Source organism: Halobaculum sp. D14 (assembly GCF_051195135.1).
Classification (GTDB): Archaea; Halobacteriota; Halobacteria; order Halobacteriales; family Haloferacaceae; genus JBNTKA01.
In genome coordinates this window covers 149,850-167,169 of the sequence record NZ_JBNTKA010000001.1, presented here as the reverse complement: position 1 = coordinate 167,169, position 17,320 = coordinate 149,850, and the positions used below count along the sequence as shown (strand labels likewise).

Below are 17,320 nucleotides of genomic sequence, written 5' to 3'. Positions count from 1 at the left end.
ACCGCGGGACTGCGGCCGGATTCCGCCGGGGATGACAGTACCCGACACTGTTTAATACAGCCGTCCTGTATTTTGTAGTGGAAATGTCTGAGGTATGCTCGACGTGCGGGTTGCCTGAGGAACTCTGCGTCTGCGAGGACGTCGCCAAGGAGTCCCAGGAGATCACGATCCGCATCGACGAGCGAAGGTACGGCAAAGAGGTAACGGTGATCGACGGGTTCGACCCGAAGGACGTAGACATGGATTCGCTCTCGAGCGACCTGAAATCCAAGTTCGCCTGCGGCGGCACGGTCGAGGACGGCTCGATCGAACTGCAGGGGAACCACACGGGCCGCGTCGAGGACTTCCTCCGCGAGAAGGGATTCAACGTCGCGTGACCACCACCCGTACCTGACCCGCCGTCGAGCCACGGTCTTTTTCGCGCGCCGCCACCCGGAGCCGCGAGCCGCGCGTCCGTCGGACGCCGCCCAGAGTCGCCCGGATACCCGCGAGCGCCGCCTAATCTGTCCGCATCAAGGGCGCGCCGGGCGTAGCCGCTGGCATGTCCGACCCCGACTGGAGTTTCGAATCGAGCACCGACCCCGGCCAGTGGCGGCAGGTCGACTCGCCGGTGTCGACGACGCTGTTCGACGCCGCCGCGACCGTGAACGGGCCGGTCGCCGTCGGGAAGAAGGGCGTCGTCGTGGGGCGCGCCGACGACGGCACCTGGGGCGTCGTCGTCGAGAACGGGCCGGCCGCCCGCGGCGCGGCGCTGCACTCGGTCGCCGTCACCGACGACGGGAAGCGGCTCTGGGTCGCCGGGAACTCCGGCGCGCTCGGCTCGTACGACATCCCGACGGAGTCGCGCGAGGACCACTCGGAGCCGAAGGGAATCACCGGGACGCTGAACGCCGTCACGGTGTCCGGCGCGCGCGGCGAGGAGAAGCTGCTCGTCGCCGACAACTCCGGGAACGTCCTGCCGGGCTACGTCACCGACGACGGCGTCGACTGGGAGTTCGAGATGCGGCCGAACGGCGACACCGCCTTCGAGGACCTCGACGCCGACGACGCCGGCTACGGCTACGGCGTCGACGCGAACGCGAACGTCTTCGAGACGACCGCCGACCGGGGGTGGCAGCACGTCGGCGTCGCGGACGCGAGCGTGTCGCTGTACGCGGCCGCCGTCGACGGCGACCGGTTCCTCACCGCCGGCGGCAACGGCCGGGCGTTCGAGACGGTCGACGGCGGCGACGAGTGGACGCCGTACGACCTCGGGAACTTCTCGGTCCACGACGTCGACGTCCGCGACGGCTTCTCGCTGGCGGTCGGCAGCGGCGGCCACATCGTCGTCCGCGACGCCGGCGGCGACTGGGTCGGCGCCGACTGGCGGAAGAGCAAGACGGTCTACGGCTGCGTCGCCGGCGGCGACTCCTTCCCGAGCGTCGCGGTCGGCAGCGGCGGCCGAATCGTCGAACGCGTCTCCGAGCAGTCAGCGGACGGCTCGGGCGACGGCTCCGGCGACGGCTCCGGCGACGCCTGAGTCGTCGCTGCCTGAATCGCCGCTGCCCGAAGCGGCGCTGCCCGGGTCGGCGGCGAGCGCGCCGCGGCCAACCCTTATATTTCGGGTCCGCCTCTGTTCACGCGACTGATGGGTCTCTTCAAGCGGGTCGGTCGGCAGGTCGAACAGTTCAAGCGGACCGCCGAGGAGGCGGCGGCGGAACGCGCGGACTACCGGTGTCGGGACTGCGGCGAGCGGTTCCACGCCGACCACGACTCGTGCCCGGAGTGCGGCGCCGACGCGGTCGAGCGCGTGACCGACGCGGAGTGACCGCTGCCGCGGCGGCGACGCGGCTTCTCAGCGCAGGCCCGACCGATAGCGAGTGAATCGTCGTCGCTGTCGCGGTCGCTGTTGCCGTTGCTGTCGTCGTTGCTGTCGTCGTTGCTGTCGCGGTTCGCCTCGACGCTGTTCCCGTCGCCGTCCTCGACGACCGCCGAAAAGAGCGCGCGGCGAGTTCGGTTTCGCTCGACGCGAGCGACGCGGCCGGGACTCAGTTCTGCGTGTCGCTCGTGGAGCCGTCCGACGTCGAGTCGGTGGAGTCACCGGTCGAGCCGCCCGACGTGCCGTCCGTCGAACCGCCCGACGTGCCGCCGGTGGAGCCGTCCGAGGAGGTGTTCTCGCCGGGGTCGTTGTCGTCGCCGTCGAACGCTTCGCCGGTGCCGTCGTAGTTGTCGCCGTCCGGGCTCTTCCCGGACTGCCGGGTTTCGCCGCGGGGGCGCTGGATGACGACGCCGCCGCTGCCGACGGCGACGTCCGGGTCGCCGAGCGCGAGGCTGAACAGGTCCTTGCTGGTCGGCGAGTGGAGTTTCTCCCAGCGCTCCTTCCCGCTGCGCTGGTAGATGTCGCCGCTGTTGCCGACGACCACCATCTGCTCGGTGCCGTCGTCGCCGCGGTAGATGTCGATGGAGCGCAGCGACCGCTCGCCGACGCCGAGCGGCGTCCAGTCGTGGTAGGAGTCGTCGTACCGGTAGACGCGGCCGTCGCCGGCGGCGATGTACACCTTGTGTTCGGAGCCGGCGTAGATGTCGTAGAACTTCACCTGGGCGTTGACGACGCCGATGTCGTTCCACCCCTCCTCTCGCGTCGTCTTGAACGCGTTCCCGGAGGTGTCGATGCAGTAGCCGTAGCCGTCGGGCGTCGACGCGAGCGCCGCGATCTTCGACGCCTTCTGCGCCGGCTTCCGGACGATTCCCCAGTCGACGTCGTAGCCGTCGATGTAGAACGGCAGCACCTCGCCGGAGCCGTTCGCGGCGAGCAGCTTCTCGCTGCCGGCCTCCCCGGAGACGGTGATGCCCTCCCACGTCGACGTCATCTCGTTCGGGTAGGAGTAGTCGTACTTCCGCTGCTGGACGACGTCGTACATCCCGATGGCGCCGGAGGAGCCGAGGAACCACAGCCGCTTCCCGTCGTCGGTGACGGAGATGCCGTTCAGCGCGTTCTGCCGCGCGTTCGGGCCGTCCTCGATGATGACCTCCCAGCCGTCGCCGCGGTTCGCGACGATGACGCCGCTCTCGCCGACGGCGTACGGACCTTCCTGGGTCGCGACGACCTGCGTCAGTCCGGCGTCGAACGGCGTTTCGACGACCTTCCACTCGGGTCTGTCAGCTTCGGGGCCGAGATTCCACATGCGATTCGTGCGTCGGCCGGAATCGGCATGAAGCCGGAATTCTTCCCGGAGACGCACGGAGAACGGGAATCGTCGACGGCGACCCACTGCTCCTGCCGGCTCCGCACCGCTCCCGACGGATTCGCTCGGGCACGCTGAGTCGGTGTCGACTCGGCTGCCGCCGTGGACGGCGCCGAGCGCGTCGACGCGGGCGCCGCGGTGACAACGCCTTTGCGTCGCACGGCCGAACGCCGGAACCAGATGAGTCGCCGGCTCCGCGCCGCGTTGGTCCTGCTCGTTCTCGTCGCCGCCGCGGGCGCGTCCGCGCCGTCCGCAGCCGACACCGCCGCGGCACCGCAGCCGGGTGAGACGGCCGTATCGGCCACCGCAGCCACAGCGGCCGCAGCGACGTCGACCACGCAGCACGCCGGCACCGCCGCGGCGACGCAGACCGCCGGCAGCGACATCCGACTGGAGACGTCGCTGTCGCTGACGCCGGAGCGCCCCGGCGAAATCACGGTTCGGCTCCGCTTCGCGCCGCCGGACCGGGTGACGTCGCTGACGACGACGATCGACGCCGCCGCGACGGTGGTGTCGTCACAGGGGTTCGACCGCGTCGGCGGCGCCCGGTACGAGTGGGACGGCCGAACCGCGACGCCGACGCTGACCTACCGGCTCCCGGCGAACCGAACCTCGGCGTCCGGCCGGTTCGACGCCGCCGCGACTCCCGGACGGACCGCGACTCCCGGGCAGGCCGCACCGAGCGCGGCTGCTGCGACCCAGCAGTACCTGCTGGCCGACGCCGGGCCGTGGGCCATCGTGTCGATTCCGTGGCCGGCGGCGCAGTGGCGCTACACCGGCGCGACAGTCGGGCTGGAGCGGCGGACCGTCGTCGACGGCGCCGGCGTCGTCGGCACCCGGTTGGCGTTCCTCGGCGAGCACCGCGTCGTCGAGCGCACCGCGTCCGGCCAGACGTTCCGGCTCGTCGTGCCGGCGGCCGCCGACCTGCGCGAGCAGCCGGACGACGTGCTGGCGTCGCTGGCGTCGGCGTCAGCGGCGCTCCGCGTCGGCGACCGCGACCCCGTCGTGACGATGATTGCGGCGCCGACGAGCGTCGACTGGGCGGTCAGAGGGCTGCAGGTCGGGGAGGCGGACGCGTGGGTCCGCGCCGACGAGCGGCTGTCGACCGCCGACAATCCGTGGCTGCACGAGTACGTCCACACCCGCCAGTCGTTCGCGACGACGAACCGGACGAAGTGGGTCGTGGAGGGCAGCGCCGACTACTACGCGGCGCTGCTGACGCTCCGGCAGGACCGCATCGACTTCGAGCGGTTCGCGGCGAACCTCGAACGCGGGAGCAGACAGCCGTACAGCGGCGTCGTGCTCGCCGACCCGGAGACGTGGGTGTCGGGCGCGCAGTACCTGAAAGGCGGGCTGGTCGTCGGCGTGCTCGACCGGCGGATTCGGCTCGCGAGCGACCGGAGCCACTCGTTCGGGTCGGTGTTCTCGGCGCTGAACGGCCGCGACGACGCGGTGACCCAGTCGGCGTTCCTGGCCGCCGTCGCCGCCGCCGGCAACGACTCGGTCGCGGCGGCCGCAGACCGGTTCACGACGACGACGGCGGCGCCGGAGATGTGGACGCAGGCCGAACACGAGGCCGCCTTCGGCGCGCTCCCCGCCCGCGTCGGCTACACGCTCCCCGAGGTCGGCCGGGTGAGCGGCGTCGCCCGGAACGAGACGGTGCGGCCGCCGTTCCTGCTGGCCGCCGGCGAGACGCTGCGGCTCCCCGTCGAGGTCGTGAACGACGGCGGCGCTGCCGGCGAGTACCGCGTCGCGCTCGCGGTCGACAACCGCACCGTCGACGTCGCCGACGGCGAGATTCAGCCGGAGACCGCGACGACGGTGACGCTGTCGCACCGCTTCGACGAGCCCGGCCAGTACCGCGTCGAACTCCGCGGCCGCAGCTACGTCGTCCGCGTGCGCGAGCCGGCGACGCCGACGGTCGCGTCGGTGACGGCGAACCGGTCGACGGTCCGCCCGGGCGGGGCCGTGGCGGTGACGGCGACCGTCGCGAACGACGCGCCGGTGCCGGCGGTCGGCGACCTCCCGGTGACGGTCGACGGCGACCGCCTCCGCACCGAGTCCGTCGCGGTCGCGCCGAACGGCTCCGTGACGCTCCGGGCCGTCGTCGCGTTCGACGAGCCCGGGACGCACCGCGTCGCCGTCGGGAACCGCTCGACGACCGTGACGGTGCAGGAGCCGACGGCCGCCACGTCGACGCGGACACCCGGGTTCGGCGCGGTCGCCGGAGCGCTGGCGGTGCTGCTCTGCGGGCTCGTCGGCGCGGCGAACGCGAAACGGCGGGAGAAGTAGCGGCGCCGGCCGGCTCAGAACGGTGACTGCGGGCCTTCGTCGGCTTCGCCGGCGACCCGTTCTCGGCCGTCGTCCGCGGCGCCGGTCGTCAGTTCGCCGTCCCACTCGGTGAGTCCGCCCGCCATGCTCTCGACGGTGGCGTCTGCGGTCCCCTCGTACGACTGGATGAGCCGCGCGGCCTGCACGCTGGACTTGCCGTGCGGACACACCGTGACGATGCGGTCGGCGCCCGCGAGCGCCTCGACGCGGTCTGCGAGCTCCGGGAACGGGACGTTCTCCGACCCCGGGATGTGGCCGCGGCGGAACGCCGCCGGCTGCCGGATGTCGACGACGCGCACGTCGAGGGCCGCGTCGCCGTCGCCGTTGCTGTCGTCGCGGTCGTCGCCCGCACCGCCGCCGTTCCCTCGTTCGTCGAGCAGCGACTGCACGTCCGCGGGAGCGATTTCGCCGTCCATGGCCGAACGAATCCGGCGGGCGCGGAAAAGCGCGTCGCCGCGCCGGCGTTCGATACCTCCGGCGGGCGCGGAAAAGCGCGTCGCCGCGCCGGCGTTCGATACCTCCGGCGGCCGCGGCGGCGCCGGGTCGCTACAGCAGCCCCTCTTCGGCGGCGAGCAGGACGCCCTCGACGGTCGCGTCGTTCGTCGGCCGTTCGCGGGCGACCGCGGCGGCCTCGTCGACCGGGACGCTGCGCGGCGTCAGGTACTCGTTCGCGTCGAGGTCCTGCTCGGTCGGCGTGAGGTCCTCGGCGAACACGAACGCGCGGCGGTGCCGCAGCACGCCGGTCGCACACTGCACCTCCTGGAGCAGCGCGGTGCTGCCGGCGTCGAACCCGGTCTCCTCGCGGAGTTCGCGGCGCGCCGCCGCCGTGAACGACTCGCCGGCCTCGACGATGCCGGCCGGCAGTTCGAGGTGCGTCTCGCGGATGGTCGGCCGGTACTGCTCGACGAACAGCAGCCGGTCCTCGGCGCGCGCGACGACGACCACCGCGGTCGGCAGCTCCGCCCAGTAGTACCGCTTCGTCGACCCGTCCGGCTGCTCGACGAGGTCGTAGCCGCCGGTGAACCAGCCGGTCTCGTACTCGACGGCGGACTCCACGACCGGCCACTCCGGCGCGCCCGGCCAGTCGTGCCGCCGCCCGTCGTCGAACGCCGGCTCGTCGGAGGTCCAGCCGTCGCCGGCAACGTCGCCCTCGCGGTCCGCGTTGCTGCCGCGGTCAGCGTCGTTGCCGCCGCGGTCCACGTCGTCGCCGTCGCGGTCGGCGTCGTCGCGGTCACCGTCACCGTCGCGGCTCACGGCTGCACCACCTCAACTCGGTAGCGCTCGCCCTCGTACCGGACGAACACGGCGTCGCCGGCGGTGGCGTTCGCCGGCGCGAACGACCGGAGCGACCCGACCTCGTCGAACGGCGAGTTCGCGAACCAGTCCTTCCGGCCGCCGAGCGCCGACCGGTACGCCGACGACCTGCCGTCGTCGCTCTCCAGCGCCTCGAACAGGTACGGGTACCGGCGCTCGGAGAAGTCCGTGACGTTTAGCGCCGGCCCGTCCGCCGCCGGCTCGGCGGTGAGGTAGTACGGGTCCCCCGAGCCGAGATACGACGGCACGGCGCCGAGCGCGAGCAGCAGCACCACGACGGCGGCGAGAAGGAGGAGGAACGAGCGAGTGACGCGTCGCATACCGTCACGTACCGGCTACCTGCGCAAACCGGTTACGGCTCGCCGTCGTCCGCCGCGTCGTCCGGCTCGGCGTCCGACGCAACGTCGTCGTCCGCCGGCCCGTCGGCTGCTGGCTTGTCGTCGCCGCCGCTGTCCTCGTCGCCGCCGCTGTCCTCGTCGCCGCCGCTGTCCTCGTCGCCGCCGCTGTCCTCGTCGCCGCTGTCCTCGTCGCCGTCGAGGTGTTCGCGGTACACGTCGCCGAAGGCGTACCGGCGGAGCGTGCCGAGCGCCGCCTCTCGCTCGTTCTCCCACGTCGCCGCGACGACGACGTCGGCGAACGGGACGGGGTGCCAGACGACGCGGCCGACGTTCCCGCTGCCGATGACGTCGGCGTCGTACGACGGGTGGTCGTCGAGCCAGTCGTCGAACTCCTCGCGGCTGCCGACGTGGACGCGGAGCAGCGACGCGAACAGCGCGTCCCGCACCGTCTCGACGACGTCGCCGGTGACGCGCTCGCTGTACTCGTCGCGGTCGAACTCCATCGCCTTCGCCGTCTCCCGGACCGCGACCTTCGCGGTCGGCACCAGCGCGTCGTACTCGTCGCGGGCGGCCTCGGGCGACTCCGGCGCCAGCGTCCCCTCGGTTTCCATATGCGTGGCTCGGCCCGCCGGCGTCAAGAGTCGTTTCCTTCGTCCGCGTCGCCGGCCGCGTCGTCTGCCGCGTCGCCGGCAGCAACGTCGTTGTCGCCGCCGGCCGCGCCGCCGCCGCTGTCCTCCCCGGGGTTCATGCCGTACATCTCCTCGGTGAGTTCCTGTGCGTCCTGCAGCACGGACTCGACGGCGTCGTCGACGACGCCCTCGGCCATCCCCTCGAAGCCGCCGGCGCCGGCACCCGCACCGGCACCGCCGCCGGCCGGACCGCGGCCAGCCCCGACGTCAGGGCGGCCCTGCGCCGGCCCGTCGCCGTGGTCGTGGCCGGCGTCGCCGTGGCCGTGGTCGTGTGCGGTGTCCTCGAACACCTCGTCGTACTCGGTCTCTTCGGCGTGCTCGGTGACGTCGGCGGCGAGGTCGGCGGGCGTCCGGTCGCCCCAGTCCGCGACGGTGTCGTCGAGCCACGCCTCGTGTTCGTCGCCGTGAAGCATCGCCGTGAACGCGAGGTGGTTCGCGAGGTGCTCGCCGTCGCGCTGCGGCACGTCGCACACCGGACAGGCGTATCCCATGTCCGCCCGTCGGGCGCCGAGACGCAAAACACCTGCCGTCCGCGGCGACCCGCGCGAGGGCGCCCACCGCGGGGAGAACCGGAGTTGCGGGTCGCTCGTCGGCTCAGCCGTCTTCGGGGGCGTCACACCGGTTCGCGGTCCGAATCCACTCGCCGAGGTCGACGGCCATGACGAACGCGTCCTCGCCGTCGCCGTAGTACTGGCTGACGCGGCGCACCGGCTCGAAGCCCTCCGAGCGGTACAGCGACTGCGCGCGGTGGTTGGACTCGCGGACCTCCAGTTTCACGACGCTGGCGCCGACGGTCGCGAGCCGCCGGAGCGCGCGGCGCAGCAGCCGGCGGCCGACGCCGTGGCCCTGCCCGCCGGGCCGCACCGCGATGTCTTTCACGTGGCCGATGTCGCGTCCGTGGTCCCGCAGCACGTCGGCGACGACGTAGCCGAGCACGTCCGCCGCGGCGATGCCGTCCGCTCCGACGTCGGCGGCGGCGTCGGCCGTGGCGACGAAGAACCCCTCGGCGTCGAGCAGGTTCTCGAACGCCGCGAACGGCCACGGCTGCGTGAAGACGGCCTGTTCGATGCGGAACACGGACAGCAGGTCCGCGCGCGTCACGGCTCTGACGTCGATGCCGTCCTCGCCGGGCGCGCCCCCCTCCACGGCTCCGCGTGAAGTGGTCACACCCCCGCTAAGGAGCTACGGTACATAAACACGGTGGCCCCGACGTGTCCGGGGAGCCCGAAAAAGTGCCGCGTCGTCCCGGCTACGCCCCGCGGACGCGGGTGTGCCGGTGCGCTGCGAGCGGGTCGAAGCCGCGGTCAGAGGCGGCGACGCCGCCCCGGTCGGTCCGCGGCGCGGTCGGTCCGCGTTCAGTTCGCGTTCGGTTCGGGGTTCAGTCGTCCGCGGGCGCCGCGCCCGAGCCGGAGTCGTGCTGCGCCTTCGTCCACGAGAGCTTGCCGCCGGCCGCGAGGATGTCGCGCTCGCGTTCGGAGGCGTCGAGGTGGGCGGTCGCCTCCCAGTCGTCGTTCACGCGGATGGTGAACTCCTCCTGGCCGGAGCGGACGCCCGCGCCGACGTCGTCGACGATTTCGACGTCGTCGCCCTGCTCGATCTTCTCGTAGGTCTCCTCGTCGATGGTGAGCGGAACGAGCCCGAAGTTGAACAGGTTCGCCTTGTGGATGCGCGCGAAGCTCTGTGCGAGGACGCCCTCGATGCCGAGGTACATCGGGCACAGCGCCGCGTGTTCGCGCGAGGAGCCCTGCCCGTAGTTCTCGCCGGCGACGAGGAAGCCGCCGTCGGCGTCGAGCGCGCGCTGTGCGAACGTGTCGTCGACGCGCGAGAGCGTGAACTCGGAGAGCTTCTCGATGTTCGAGCGGAACTTCAGGATGTCAGCCGTCGCCGGGATGATGTGGTCGGTGGTGATGTTGTCCTCCATCTTGAGGAGCGCCTCACCCTCGATGTCCGACGCCAGCTCGTCCTTCAGCGGGACGTCGCCGATGTTCGGGCCCTTGACGAGTCCGTCGTCGACGGCCTCGTCGGGGCTGATGATGTCCGGGTCGTCCTGGCCCATGCCGGGGCTGTACTTCGTCCCCATCTCGAGGCCGGGCGCCTCGAGGTCGCCGAGTTCGTCGGCGAGGTCGCGCGGGTCCACGATTTCGCCGGCGATTGCGGCCGCGGTCGCGACCTCCGGCGAGCAGAGGAACACGGAGTCGTCCTCGATGCCGGAGCGACCCTCGAAGTTCCGGTTGAAGGTGCGCAGCGAGACGGAGTCCGACGCCGGGACGTGGCCGATGCCGATACAGGCACCGCACGTCGCCTCGGAGAAGTTGACGCCGGCGGCCATCATCTCGGCCGTCCAGCCCTCGCGAGCGAGCATCTCGGACGCCTGCTTGGAGCCGGGCGCGACGATCATCTCGGTCTTCTTCGCGACCTCGCGGCCCTTCAGCATCTTCGCGCCGGGGAGGATGTCCTCGTAGGCGCCGTTCGTACAGGAGCCGATGATGACCTGCTCGACGTCCTCGCCGGCGACTTCGCGGACCGGGACGACGTTGTCCGGCATCGACGGCTTCGCGATGAGCGGTTCGAGCGAGGACAGGTCGACCTCGATGGTCTCGGCGTACTCGGCGTCCTCGTCCGGCGAGAGGTCGACGTACTCCTCTTCGCGGTCCTGCCGCGCGAGCCAGTCTTTCGTCTTCTCGTCGGTGCCGAAGATGGAGGAGGTCGCCCCCAGCTCCGTCCCGAGGTTCGTGATGGTGGTGCGTTCCGGGATGGTGAGCGTCTCGACGCCGGGGCCGGTGTATTCGAGCACCTTGCCGACGCCGCCCTTGACGCTCAGTTCGCCGAGCAGGTGGAGCGCGACGTCCTTCGCGGTCGCCCACTCGGGGAGTTCGCCGGTCAGTTCGACGTTGACGATCTCCGGCATCTCGACGTAGTAGGGGCCGCCGCCCATCGCGACGGCGATGTCGAGGCCGCCGGCGCCGATGGCGAGCTGGCCGAGGCCGCCGGGCGTCGGCGTGTGGCTGTCGGAGCCGAGCAGCGTCTTGCCGGGCGCCGCGAAGTTCTCCTTGTGGACCTGGTGGCAGATGCCGTTGCCGGGCCGGGAGAAGTACGCGCCGTACGTCCCTGCGGCCGACCGGAGGAAGCGGTGGTCGTCCGTGTTCTTGAAGTCGAACTGGTACGTCTGGTGGTCGCAGTACTGCGCCGCGAGTTCGGTCTGCACTTCGTCGAGGTCGAGCGCCTCGAACTGGAGCCAGACCATGGTGCCCGTGGTGTCCTGGGTGAGCACCTGGTCGATTTCGATTCCGATCTCCTCACCGGGCGTGAGTTCGCCCTCAACGAGGTGGTCGCTGAGGATTTTCTCCGTAATCGTCTCTCCCATATCGTCCGGACTTCGACCTCGCGGAGATATAAATCCGGCGAGTCATCCCACTGTCGTTCGTGAGGAATACGGCCCGTGCGGTCATTCTTGCGGCGAATTTTGTTTTCACTCGGGTGTGAGTTGTGGTTTCGTTGATTCCGCCGGCGACGCGGAACCGGGTCGGCAATCGCGCCGTTTTTGTCCCGACTCGCACAGCCACCGGTATGTACGAATCCGGCGCGTTCGTCGCCGACCACGTCGAACCGCTGCGGGAGGGGCAGGTCCAGCCGAACGGCGTCGACCTCACCGTCGACGCGGTGTACGAACAGACCGCCCCGGGACGCATCGAACGCGGCGACAAGCGCGTCGGCGACCGCCGCGAACTCCGCCCCGTGAACGGCGACGGCGACGGCGCCGGCGAGTACCGCCTCGACCCCGGCGCGTACGTCGTCCAGTACGGCGAGACGCTCCGCGTCCCGGACGGCCACGTCGGCTTCGTCTACCCGCGGTCGTCGCTGCTGCGGAACTCCTGCATGCTGAACACGGCCGTCTGGGACGCCGGCTACGAGGGCCGCGGCGAAGGGCTGCTGCAGGTCGGCCACGCCCTCGAACTGGAGCGGGGCGCCCGCGTCGCCCAGTTCGTGCTCTCCACCGCCGAACACGACGGCCGGTACGACGGCGACTACCAGGGCGAACGGCTGTCCGCCGCCGACGGCGACAGTGACGACGACGGCGGCGACGACGACGACGCCGGCAGCGACGCGGCGTAAGATTACGTGGGCGACTTTGTCTGACGAAAGATTGTTAGTGGTCCATGGGGAACCGAGCGCCACACTCGTGGCTCACGGGAGGGAATCGGCGCCGGACGGGAGCGAACGGCTCCACAGACGCGCGTTTCGCGAAACGACGGATCCGGCGGTCATCGTCGACACCGAGTTCGTCATCGTCGACGTGAACGAGGCGCTCTGCGACCTGACGGGCTACGGCCGCGACGAACTGCTCGGCTCGTCGCCGCTGCGACTCGTCGACGACCCGGCGGTGTACGAGGAAATCGTCGACGCGTTCTCCGCCGGCGAGTCGTGGGCCGGCGACCTGGAGTCCACGACGAAGGACGGCCGGCTCGTCCACACCCGCGGGAGCGCCGCGCCGCTCGACGCCGACGGCGTCGTCCGCGGCTACGTCGTCGTCTTCTCCGACATGACCCGGCAGCGGCGCTACGAGGAGTCGCTGCGCATCCTGAACCGCGTCCTGCGGCACAACATCCGGAACGACGCGAACGTCGTGCTCGGCCACCTCGAGCGCGTCGCGAGCGAGGTCGACGAGGAGCTTCCCGACGCCGCCGGCGACGCCGTCGAGTCGTCGCTCGAAACCGCCGGCAGCCGGGTCCGCGAGATGCTCCACCGCGCGCGGACGACCCGGCGGTTCAGCGGCATCCTCACCGGCGGCGACGCCGACTCCATCCGGCCGGTCGACCTGTCATCGGCGGTGAAGGAGGCCGTCGCGGACGTCCCGGCGACGAACGCCTCCATCTCCGTCCACGGCGTCGACGACGAACTGGACGTGCTCGCCGACGACATGCTCGGGCCGGCGCTCCGCGCCGTCGTCGAGAACGCCGTCGAGCACAACGACAAGGACGCCGCGAAAGTGACGGTGACCGTCGACGTGAACCCGGAGACGGTGACGCTGTCCATCGCCGACAACGGCCCCGGCATCGACCAGCACCGCCGCGACGAGGTACTCGGCCGCGAGGAGCGCACGCAGGTCGAACACGGCGAGGGGCTGAGCCTGTTCTTCGTCGACCGGCTGATGGACGTGTACGGCGGCGACGTCGACGTCCGCGAGAACGACCCCGAGGGGACCGTGTTCGAACTCCGATTTCGCCGGGCGACGGCCGGCGCCGACCCGTACATCGACCACGCCGAAACGCCAGCCCGCCCGGAGACGCCCGAGTCGGACGCCGCTGCCACCGGCGACGGCGGCGTCCCCGCGGCCGACCGCGGCGTCGGCGGCGACGGCGCCGCCGAGAACCCCGACGGTTCGGACGCCGGCGGCGACGCTGCCGCCGGAACCGAAGCCGACGCGGTGCGGCGCGCCTGGACCCGCGGCCGCGCCGCCGGCGCGGACAGCGGTAGCGGGCGGTCCGCCACCGGAACCGGGTCGGGCGCCGAGGCGGCGGACGGAGACAACAGAAGCGGACCGCCGACCGACACGCCGGGCGAGTTCGGCGGCCGCCGCGTCGGCCGCGGGACGTCGGGGACGGACCGCGTCGCGGCGCTCGCGGCCGCGGCCGTCGGCGACTCGGTGACGCGGAGCCGGCTCGCCGGGCAGACCCGGTGGCTGCCGTCGGTGGTGCCGGCGCTCGGCGCGGACGACCAGCCGCACCACCTGCTTCGGCTCCGCCGGTCCGGGCCGCTGGTCCGCGACGGCGAGACGCTGCTGCGCGGCGCCGCCGCCGCGGCGTTCCTCGACGACGCCGTCCTCGTCGCCACCGCGGACGCCCGGTTCGAGGTCGCCTACCAGTCGCTCGCGGCGGTCGGCCGCGTCGACGACGCGCTCCTGCTCGACACGGAGAGCCGGAGCTACCGGCTGCAACTCCCGCGTAGCGGCACCGAAGCCGAGTACGTCGACGCCGCGGTCGCGTTCCTCCGCGACGAACTGCGGCGCTGACCGGTGACGTCCCCGCCAGTCCGTCCCGCGCGGTTCGACAAGACACTTATCCGGACGCCGTGACGCTCGACCGTGTCGCGTCGCCCGCGTCGCCGCGCAGTGGTCGAGACGCTCCGGAGTCCACGGCGAGCGGTTCCGCTGTTGGCGCTGCTCGCGCTGACGCTCCGGCTGTGGGGGCTCGGCGCCCGGGCGATGCACTTCGACGAGGCGCGCGTCGGCTACTGGACGCTGCGCTACCTCGACACCGGCTACTTCGCGTACAGGCCGGTCGTCCACGGGCCGTTTCTCTCCATCGCGACGGCGCCGCTGCTCGACCTGTTCGGCGCCTCGGAGTTCACGGTCCGGCTGCTCCCGGCGGTGCTGGGCGGCCTCCTCCCGCTCGCCGCGTTCGGGTTCCGCGCCGCGCTCGACGACGACGAGACGGTCGCGCTCGCGGCGTTCCTCGCCGTCTCGCCGGTGCTCGTGTTCTTCTCGCGGTTCTTCCGCGAGGACCTGCCGCTGGCCGCGTTCGCGTTCGCCGCGGTCGCCGCGGCGTACCGCGGCTACACCGACGGCCGGCCGTGGCTGCTCGTCGCCGCCGGCGTCCTCTGGGGGCTGGCGCTGACGACGAAGGAGAACGTCGTCGTGTACGCCGCCTGCGTCCTCGGCGCCGTCGGCGTCGCGCTCGCGGTGCGGTGGCGCATCGACGGACGAAGCGGGGTCCGCGCCGCGCTCGCACGGGCACGGCCGCACCTACCGGCGGTTCCGGTCGCGGCCGTGGCCGCGCTCGCCGTCGCGTGGGTGTTCTACGCGCCCCGCGGCTACTCGCCCGGGTTCGACGACCTGCTCGCGACGCCCGTCGCCGCCGTCGCCGCCGGCACCGTCGGCGCGTGGACCACGTTCGCCGGGAGCCTCTGGGTCGGCGGGCACAGCCACCCGTACGCGCCGTACCTGCTGCACCTGCTCGCGACGGTCGCCGTCGGCGCGCCGGCGCTGTACGCCTGCGCGCTGGCCGGCGTCGGCCGGGAGTTCCGAAGATTCGTCCGCGGCGACGCCGCCCGGCCGCTCGTCGTCGCCGCCGGCGCCTGGGGGCTCGTCTCGCTCGCCGGCTACCCGTACGCGACCGACATCAAGGCGCCGTGGCTCGCCGTCCACGCCGCCGTCCCGCTCGCCGTGCCGGCCGCCGTCGGCGCCGTCGCCGTCGGTCGCCTGATTCGCGCGTGGAACGCCGACCGAGTCGCTGGCCGTGACAGCGCGGCCGACTCGGCCGGTCGCGACGCAGACCCGGCCGGCCGCCGCGCCGACGACCGCGTCTCCCCGGGGTTCCGGGTCGCCGTCGCGGTGCTGGTGGTCGCGCTCGTCGCCGCGCAGACCGGGTTCGTGCTGCTCGCCACGTCGTACACGGAGCCGACGCCGCGGGTGAACCTGCTCGCGCAGGGCGCACAGCCCGGCGACGACCTCGACCCGCTGGTCGCCGACGTCGAGGCGGCGGCCGGCGACGGCGGCGTGCTGTACTACGGGTCGTTCTTCCGGCTGCCGAACGAGACGGTCGCGGCCGTGCCGCCGCGGGACGCGGGGCCGTGGCTCGGCCTGTGGCTCCGCCGCCTCCCGCTGACGTGGTACGTCGAGCGCGCCGGGGCGACACACCGGCACGCCGCCGACGCGGAGTCGATTCCGGCGAATCCGCCGCCGGTCGTGTTCGCCGCGCCGGCGGAAGCCGACGAGGTCGCCGGGGCGCTCGACGGCTACCGGCGCCGCGAGTACGACCTCGCGCTGTACGGCAACCCGGTCGTCGTGTTCACCGACGAGGCGGCGCTGCACGGCGACGACGCGTCGACGGAGACGGCACGCAGCCTGCCGACACACACCTCGTCGACGCCGCGGTCGCGGCCCGGCGTCTCGCCACAGCCGCCGGAATCGGCGGTCTGACCCTCGAACGACGCCCGGAGCCGGCTTCGCCGCGGCGGGGGTTCGCGCCAGTCGCTTCGACGCGCTTAACCACCTTCGCCGGCAAGTTCTCGGGGATGAGTGACCCGGCAGTCGACGTGGTCGAACTCCTCGTCACCGCCCACCGATACACCGAGGACCGCGGGCTCGACCCGGACGACCTCCCGCCCCGGTACCGGCGCGTGTTCTGGACGGAGTCGACAGAGGACGAATCGAGCCCAGGGACCGTACAGCGGCCGCTGCACGTCACCGAGGCGGACGCGAAAACCGCGACCGGCGTGGAGCGCCCCTGGGAAGCCGTCTCCGACCTGCTGTTCACGCAGCGCGAGGAGTTCTCCGGCGAGATCTCGCTGACGCAGTCCGGCATGGCCGTCGAGTGGCTGCTCGACCGCGTCGACGACGACCGGCTCCGGTCGAACCCGGTGCTCGCGAAGATCGCCGACGAGTCCGACGAGGCGTTCGAGGCGACCTACGAGGAGGCGAGCGACGAGAACCGGCCGATCCGCGCCGACCGCGTCTGGATCGACGCGCTGCTCGACGAGTACTTCGACGAGGAGGAGGACGCCGAGATGCTCGACCTCGTCACGGTCCGGGCGCCCGAGGAGATCGAGATGACGCTGAAAGACCTCGTGCTCACCGACGACCAGGAGGGCGAGATTCGGAAGCTGATGAAGGCCATCGAGCACCGCGAGTACCTCGCGAACATCGGGCTCCGCGAAATCGGGAAGCTGCTGTTCGTCGGCCCGCCCGGCACCGGGAAGACGACGGCCGCCCGCGCGCTCGCGCACGAACTCGGCCTCCCGTTCGTCGAGGTGAAGCTGTCGATGGTGACGAGCCAGTACCTCGGCGAGACCGCGAAGAACGTCGAGAAGACGTTCGAGGTCGCAAAGCGGCTCGCGCCCTGTATCCTGTTCATCGACGAGTTCGACTCCGTCGCGAAGACCCGCCGCAGCGACGAGCACGCCGCGCTGAAACGCGCCGTCAACACGCTGCTGAAGAGCATCGACGACATCTCGCTGGTCCGCGACGAGGTGCTTCTCATCTCCGCGACGAACCACCCGGACCAGCTCGACGCCGCCGCGTGGCGCCGCTTCGACGAGATCGTGAACTTCCCGAAGCCGGACCGGGAGATGCGCGCGGACATCCTCCGCGTCATCACGCGCCAGATGGAAATCGCGGAGTTCGACCCGGACACCGTCGCCGACCGCACCGAGGGACTCACCGGCTCCGACCTCCGGCTCGTGCTCCGCGAGGCGGTCCTGGAGGCGCTCACCGACGACCGCATGGCCATCACGCAGGAGGACATCATGGACGCCGTCGCCGACTTCGAGGAGCGCGACAACCTCAAGAACATGGACATGATCGAAGGCGAGGGCGCCGAGGTCCCCGAAGTCGCCGGCGACGGCCGCGGCGAACACGACCACGGCGACCACGACGGCCACGACCACAGCCACTGACGGCTTCCGGCTCCGGACTCCCCTCTCTCGA

The 17,320-nt window shown here is 72.0% G+C and carries 16 protein-coding genes; 8 read left to right on the top strand and 8 right to left on the bottom strand.

Annotation, left to right across the window (positions count from 1 at the left end; all coding sequences use genetic code 11):
• Nucleotides 1-83: 83 nt before the first annotated feature.
• From yciH to ACQUST_RS00755, 3 genes are all read left to right on the top strand, one after another.
• Nucleotides 84-377, top strand: a complete 294-nt coding sequence (gene yciH / locus ACQUST_RS00765; protein ID WP_435123904.1) for a stress response translation initiation inhibitor YciH — start codon at nt 84-86, stop codon at nt 375-377.
• Between the two features lie 164 nt (nt 378-541).
• Nucleotides 542-1,519 carry a hypothetical protein gene (locus ACQUST_RS00760; protein WP_435123902.1) on the top strand — a complete coding sequence of 326 codons (978 nt, stop codon included), beginning with the start codon at nt 542-544 and terminating at the stop codon, nt 1,517-1,519.
• Between the two features lie 108 nt (nt 1,520-1,627).
• Entirely contained in the window at nt 1,628-1,807 is a 180-nt protein-coding gene (locus tag ACQUST_RS00755; protein ID WP_435123900.1) for a hypothetical protein, read from the top strand.
• A gap of 220 nt (nt 1,808-2,027) precedes the next feature.
• Here ACQUST_RS00755 and ACQUST_RS00750 read toward each other — a convergent pair whose 3' ends face one another.
• Complete coding sequence (locus tag ACQUST_RS00750) at nt 2,028-3,164, bottom strand: WD40/YVTN/BNR-like repeat-containing protein (RefSeq protein ID WP_435123898.1); 1,137 nt, start codon at nt 3,162-3,164, stop codon at nt 2,028-2,030.
• Between the two features lie 240 nt (nt 3,165-3,404).
• Between ACQUST_RS00750 and ACQUST_RS00745 the strand changes: the two genes are divergently transcribed.
• On the top strand, nt 3,405-5,516 hold the full coding sequence (locus ACQUST_RS00745) for a hypothetical protein (RefSeq protein WP_435123896.1): 2,112 nt from the start codon (nt 3,405-3,407) through the stop codon (nt 5,514-5,516).
• A gap of 14 nt (nt 5,517-5,530) precedes the next feature.
• Here ACQUST_RS00745 and ACQUST_RS00740 read toward each other — a convergent pair whose 3' ends face one another.
• The 7 genes from ACQUST_RS00740 to ACQUST_RS00710 form a co-directional block, all read right to left on the bottom strand.
• Nucleotides 5,531-5,971: a rhodanese-like domain-containing protein gene (locus tag ACQUST_RS00740; RefSeq protein ID WP_435123895.1), complete on the bottom strand. Its 441-nt coding sequence runs from the start codon at nt 5,969-5,971 to the stop codon at nt 5,531-5,533.
• Nucleotides 5,972-6,101: 130 nt separating this feature from the next.
• Nucleotides 6,102-6,755, bottom strand: coding sequence for an NUDIX hydrolase (locus ACQUST_RS00735; protein WP_435126060.1), 654 nt, complete (start codon nt 6,753-6,755; stop codon nt 6,102-6,104).
• A 50-nt stretch (nt 6,756-6,805) separates the two neighbouring features.
• Nucleotides 6,806-7,189 (bottom strand): hypothetical protein, encoded by a 384-nt coding sequence (locus ACQUST_RS00730; protein ID WP_435123893.1) that lies wholly within the window; start codon nt 7,187-7,189, stop codon nt 6,806-6,808.
• A gap of 32 nt (nt 7,190-7,221) precedes the next feature.
• Nucleotides 7,222-7,818: a DUF5809 family protein gene (locus tag ACQUST_RS00725; RefSeq protein WP_435123891.1), complete on the bottom strand. Its 597-nt coding sequence runs from the start codon at nt 7,816-7,818 to the stop codon at nt 7,222-7,224.
• Nucleotides 7,819-7,841: 23 nt separating this feature from the next.
• Complete coding sequence (locus ACQUST_RS00720; RefSeq protein WP_435123890.1) at nt 7,842-8,387, bottom strand: DUF5810 domain-containing protein; 546 nt, start codon at nt 8,385-8,387, stop codon at nt 7,842-7,844.
• Nucleotides 8,388-8,490: 103 nt separating this feature from the next.
• Nucleotides 8,491-9,063 (bottom strand): ribosomal protein S18-alanine N-acetyltransferase, encoded by a 573-nt coding sequence (gene rimI, locus ACQUST_RS00715; protein ID WP_435123888.1) that lies wholly within the window; start codon nt 9,061-9,063, stop codon nt 8,491-8,493.
• Between the two features lie 211 nt (nt 9,064-9,274).
• Nucleotides 9,275-11,260: an aconitate hydratase gene (locus tag ACQUST_RS00710; protein ID WP_435123886.1), complete on the bottom strand. Its 1,986-nt coding sequence runs from the start codon at nt 11,258-11,260 to the stop codon at nt 9,275-9,277.
• A 122-nt stretch (nt 11,261-11,382) separates the two neighbouring features.
• Here ACQUST_RS00710 and ACQUST_RS00705 point away from each other — a divergent pair, with 122 nt between their 5' ends.
• From ACQUST_RS00705 to ACQUST_RS00690, 4 genes are all read left to right on the top strand, one after another.
• Nucleotides 11,383-12,009, top strand: a complete 627-nt coding sequence (locus ACQUST_RS00705; RefSeq protein ID WP_435123884.1) for a deoxyuridine 5'-triphosphate nucleotidohydrolase — start codon at nt 11,383-11,385, stop codon at nt 12,007-12,009.
• A gap of 67 nt (nt 12,010-12,076) precedes the next feature.
• Complete coding sequence (locus ACQUST_RS00700) at nt 12,077-13,906, top strand: ATP-binding protein (RefSeq protein WP_435123882.1); 1,830 nt, start codon at nt 12,077-12,079, stop codon at nt 13,904-13,906.
• 72 nt (nt 13,907-13,978) lie between these two features.
• On the top strand, nt 13,979-15,814 hold the full coding sequence (locus ACQUST_RS00695; protein WP_435123880.1) for a flippase activity-associated protein Agl23: 1,836 nt from the start codon (nt 13,979-13,981) through the stop codon (nt 15,812-15,814).
• 95 nt (nt 15,815-15,909) lie between these two features.
• Nucleotides 15,910-17,289 (top strand): ATP-binding protein, encoded by a 1,380-nt coding sequence (locus ACQUST_RS00690; protein ID WP_435123879.1) that lies wholly within the window; start codon nt 15,910-15,912, stop codon nt 17,287-17,289.
• The last annotated feature ends 31 nt before the right edge of the window (nt 17,290-17,320 follow it).

Excerpts from the sequence above, each read along its gene's own strand:
- yciH (WP_435123904.1), top strand. The coding sequence starts at position 84 with ATGTCTGAGGTATGCTCGACGTGCGGGTTGCCTGAGGAACTCTGCGTC.
- ACQUST_RS00760 (WP_435123902.1), top strand. The coding sequence starts at position 542 with ATGTCCGACCCCGACTGGAGTTTCGAATCGAGCACCGACCCCGGCCAG.
- ACQUST_RS00755 (WP_435123900.1), top strand. The coding sequence starts at position 1,628 with ATGGGTCTCTTCAAGCGGGTCGGTCGGCAGGTCGAACAGTTCAAGCGG.
- ACQUST_RS00750 (WP_435123898.1), bottom strand. The coding sequence starts at position 3,164 with ATGTGGAATCTCGGCCCCGAAGCTGACAGACCCGAGTGGAAGGTCGTC.
- ACQUST_RS00745 (WP_435123896.1), top strand. The coding sequence starts at position 3,405 with ATGAGTCGCCGGCTCCGCGCCGCGTTGGTCCTGCTCGTTCTCGTCGCC.
- ACQUST_RS00740 (WP_435123895.1), bottom strand. The coding sequence starts at position 5,971 with ATGGACGGCGAAATCGCTCCCGCGGACGTGCAGTCGCTGCTCGACGAA.
- ACQUST_RS00730 (WP_435123893.1), bottom strand. The coding sequence starts at position 7,189 with ATGCGACGCGTCACTCGCTCGTTCCTCCTCCTTCTCGCCGCCGTCGTG.
- ACQUST_RS00725 (WP_435123891.1), bottom strand. The coding sequence starts at position 7,818 with ATGGAAACCGAGGGGACGCTGGCGCCGGAGTCGCCCGAGGCCGCCCGC.
- ACQUST_RS00720 (WP_435123890.1), bottom strand. The coding sequence starts at position 8,387 with ATGGGATACGCCTGTCCGGTGTGCGACGTGCCGCAGCGCGACGGCGAG.
- ACQUST_RS00710 (WP_435123886.1), bottom strand. The coding sequence starts at position 11,260 with ATGGGAGAGACGATTACGGAGAAAATCCTCAGCGACCACCTCGTTGAG.
- ACQUST_RS00690 (WP_435123879.1), top strand. The coding sequence starts at position 15,910 with ATGAGTGACCCGGCAGTCGACGTGGTCGAACTCCTCGTCACCGCCCAC.